Source organism: Phormidium sp. CCY1219 (assembly GCF_035615515.1).
Classification (GTDB): domain Bacteria; phylum Cyanobacteriota; class Cyanobacteriia; order Cyanobacteriales; family Laspinemataceae; genus CCY1219.
The window spans coordinates 1-3,245 of sequence record NZ_JAJENT010000484.1; the positions used below are offsets into that span (position 1 = coordinate 1).

General features: G+C 51.2%; 3 protein-coding genes. 2 read left to right on the forward strand and 1 reads right to left on the reverse strand.

Translation table 11 applies throughout. The annotated features are described in order from the left end of the window. Nucleotides 1–69 precede the first annotated feature (69 nt). Nucleotides 70–726 carry a hypothetical protein gene (locus LKK83_RS12725; RefSeq protein ID WP_324631521.1) on the forward strand — a complete coding sequence of 219 codons (657 nt, stop codon included), beginning with the start codon at nt 70–72 and terminating at the stop codon, nt 724–726. A gap of 165 nt (nt 727–891) precedes the next feature. Here the strand turns inward: LKK83_RS12725 and LKK83_RS12730 are convergent, their stop codons facing one another. After that, nucleotides 892–2,202 carry an RNA-guided endonuclease InsQ/TnpB family protein gene (locus LKK83_RS12730; protein WP_324631522.1) on the reverse strand — a complete coding sequence of 437 codons (1,311 nt, stop codon included), beginning with the start codon at nt 2,200–2,202 and terminating at the stop codon, nt 892–894. A gap of 324 nt (nt 2,203–2,526) precedes the next feature. Between LKK83_RS12730 and LKK83_RS12735 the strand changes: the two genes are divergently transcribed. Beyond that, complete coding sequence (locus LKK83_RS12735; RefSeq protein ID WP_324631523.1) at nt 2,527–3,030, forward strand: hypothetical protein; 504 nt, start codon at nt 2,527–2,529, stop codon at nt 3,028–3,030. The last annotated feature ends 215 nt before the right edge of the window (nt 3,031–3,245 follow it).

A 3,245-nucleotide genomic window follows, 5' to 3' on the forward strand; every position in this document is an offset into this window, starting at 1 on the left:
GGGGAGAACTCCTCCCTACGCATAAATGACGAGGGTTTCCGTTCTCCCCCTTACCAACCCTAATTTCTGATGAAAAACTCAGATCCGCAACCCATCCAACTCGAATTATTCCCCGACGCCCAAGGGCCGCAGACCAAAACCACCTCGAAACGCTTGCCCAACAAGGGAAAGCAATCCATCCACAAACCTCTCGTCCGGTGCCAAATCACCATCGAGCGCATCGGCGTCATCAAGCATAGCCGCACCCCCTACATCGTTTACACCACCCAGTACGGGAGATGCTGCACCTTCGTTTCGCGCAAGTATTTCACCGACTCCTTGTTCCACCTGATGGGCATCAAATACGATCGGGTCGGCACCATTAAAAGCGTTGGCCTCTCGCAGTTTTCCATCACCGTGCGCCAAGGGAAAAACTTCCACCGCGTCAGCAATTTGGAAGTGCGCGAATATCTGGCACGGCAAAACCAAGTCGCCCTCGATCGCTTGCAGGTTAAGTTAGTCGGGTCTAAAATAATTGTCTGGAATCCCAACAGTGGAACCACCAGCGAAGTCACTCACCAGGGATGCACTTGCAGCGATACTGCCCACCACGATTCCTTCTGCAAGCATCGCCTCGCCGCCCATTTTTACTTAACACAGCGCCGATTGGGATCCCTACATACCTATTTCGCTCCCGATTATCTCACCCTTGAGGAAGGGTTGTGGGCAAACGACGCCTCCGAGTAGTGCCCCTAACGAATTAATAAAAACCGGACCGATCGCCGGTGGTTTAGCCCCTCCGCGCGCCGGGAAAATTTTTCCCGATTTTTCTCCCGCCAGAGTCAATCCCCACCCCTTGAAGATTCATTTGCCCAAAACCAACACTCAGGCAAGGGTTGACTACTCCCCGCGCTAAAGCGACGGGGATTCCCCGGAGGGAGTTTCAGCACTTCTGATAGGATCGACATGCGGTAGATCCCATAATCTCAGACGCTTAGGCGAAGTCAAAACGCCTCTTGCCGGGGTGCTTTGCATCCCGGTTACGTTTGCTTTTCTGCCGATATTCCAAGAGCCATTTGCGTCAGCATTGACCTCAGCTCCATCGGCTGCACGGTACAGACCCCGCTTCACACGCCTGCCAGACGGCTTCCATCCCTCGGGTTTTTCACCGAAAACGGGAATCTCATCGAGATCTAGCGCAGAAGCTTTTGACGTATAGCTTTCCTCCTGTTCGATGAAGATAATGCCGTAGTGCTGTGCAAGTTGTTGAATGCGCTTTTTGAGCCTTGCAGTAGGTACACAGACAAACTTTTGATTGGTTTTGCGGCCCATGTCAGACCGCTGCTTTTGGCCCTTATTCCAGCCAAAGACAATGGTTCCGATGCTGTGCTCCAGGCAATGGTCAATCACGATTCGAGCTGCTTTGTTGACAGCATCCCGCATCTGTCGATTTCGCTTGCCCGTAATGCGGTCTAACAGGTTGCACCAGAACGACTGGGGTTTGCCCTCTTTGATGGTCGCAACTCGTTTGTTGTACCACTGGTTCAGTGACTTCAGATGCTTGCCATCAACGATAAAGCTGGTGCTTTCTGTGGTAGTGCAGGTCAACCAATTATCTAAGCCTGGGTCAATAGATAAGGCTTTTTCAGGGTCAAGAATAACAGGTTCAATGGGCCTCCCCTCACAGATCCAGACTGCATCAAAATAGCCAGCCCTGGGAACGATTTGCAGTTCTCTAATTTTGCCCCAATCCAGATCGATCGGGAATGGCAGAAAGATTTCTGGCAGGTTAAACCAAACTCTGCAAGCTGTCCCCATTGGGACTGTGACCATCCCATCTACCAGCTTTAACCAGCGCTTTGGATAGCCGATCTGAAAAAGCCCTCCAGAAGTCCGATAATTGGGTGGTTTCGGCCTTTCGGGTAATTCACCCTTACGCCATAGTTTTAGCAGTTCCTTAAAGCTTTTGAAGGCTTCCCCCACAGTGATGCAGGTTTGTTGTGCAGCACTGGTATAAAGCGCTTTCATGTGAGGATTGCGCTTCATCTCAGTGGACAGCCACCGTCCATTAGAAAACTTGCCCGTCTTAAAGTAAAGCTGTCGAGCCAAGTAGAGAGTGCAGTTATAGAGCTTATTGGACTGTGTGCACAGATACTCTAGTGCCCCTGACAATACCTTGTCTTCAGGTAGTCGATTAACTTGTGCTGCAAAGATTTTAGCCATGCGAACATGATAGGGTATTGCAAGTACATTGCACATACATTATGAAAAAGAATTTCACGATTAGGTTGGCGCAGTCTCGGCTAATAAATGCGAAAGCTCTCTAAGGAACGGGAGAAGTCTATGACGGCAACGATCGAGGACTGGATTGATAGGTTGCCTGCACCAAAGGATGACGGCGGCTAAAGCCGCGCCCGTCGCTTTTCCGCCCCGCTCTAAAGAGACGGGGCTACCAAGCTCCCGAGTTTTTTACCTGTTAGGCGGCCTGCTTTTCGTTGAACCGCTCAATCGATCCGTATGGTTGCAATATCCTACAGGAACCTAAAGATGACAATGTTGCAAAGAAACATCACTCGATTTTTGGACAGTGGCAACCCTACTCAGGGGCGATCGAAAGGAATTTTCCTATTTGTCGGTCTGATTGGCAGCGTCATGCTGTGGGCAATACCAGTGCTGGCTCAAATCACCGATGCCAAAGTCGCCTCCTTGGTGGAGGCACTGCGATTGGCGGCACCGGAAACGGGCATAGAGAATGACGGTCTTTATAGTGACTGGCAAATCAAACCGGGGAATATCCCCCGTTGGTCTCGCCTGTGCATTGACGAGGAACTGACCCCGGCGCAGTTTGAAGCCAACGAAGCTAAAGCCAGAGAAATTCTCGCCTGCGTGATGGAAGATGTGCTCACACAGCAGTATGAAGCCACCGGTGATGAATCGTTAGCCGTGCGCCGTGCGGCAGCTTGGTGGATGACGGGAGACCCGGAGCAGTACAACAGCGAAAGAATCGGCGACTATACCCAGGAGGTGCTGCAGTTTTATCAGCAGCAGTAGGAGAAGGGCGATCGCCCTGGGAATTGAGCCATCTTAAATGCTTCTCAAGCGATCGCCTTGCGTCTGTACTGAGAATTGACAACTCGCAATTCAGGGGTGGCTCAATTCTCAATGGCTTTACCGGGGATAAATACCGGAGTGTCAGGAACCCCATCCCTAAAGGGAGGGGCTTGGTAAGACTTTATTTTCCCAAGCTCACCTGACCAGAAGACCAG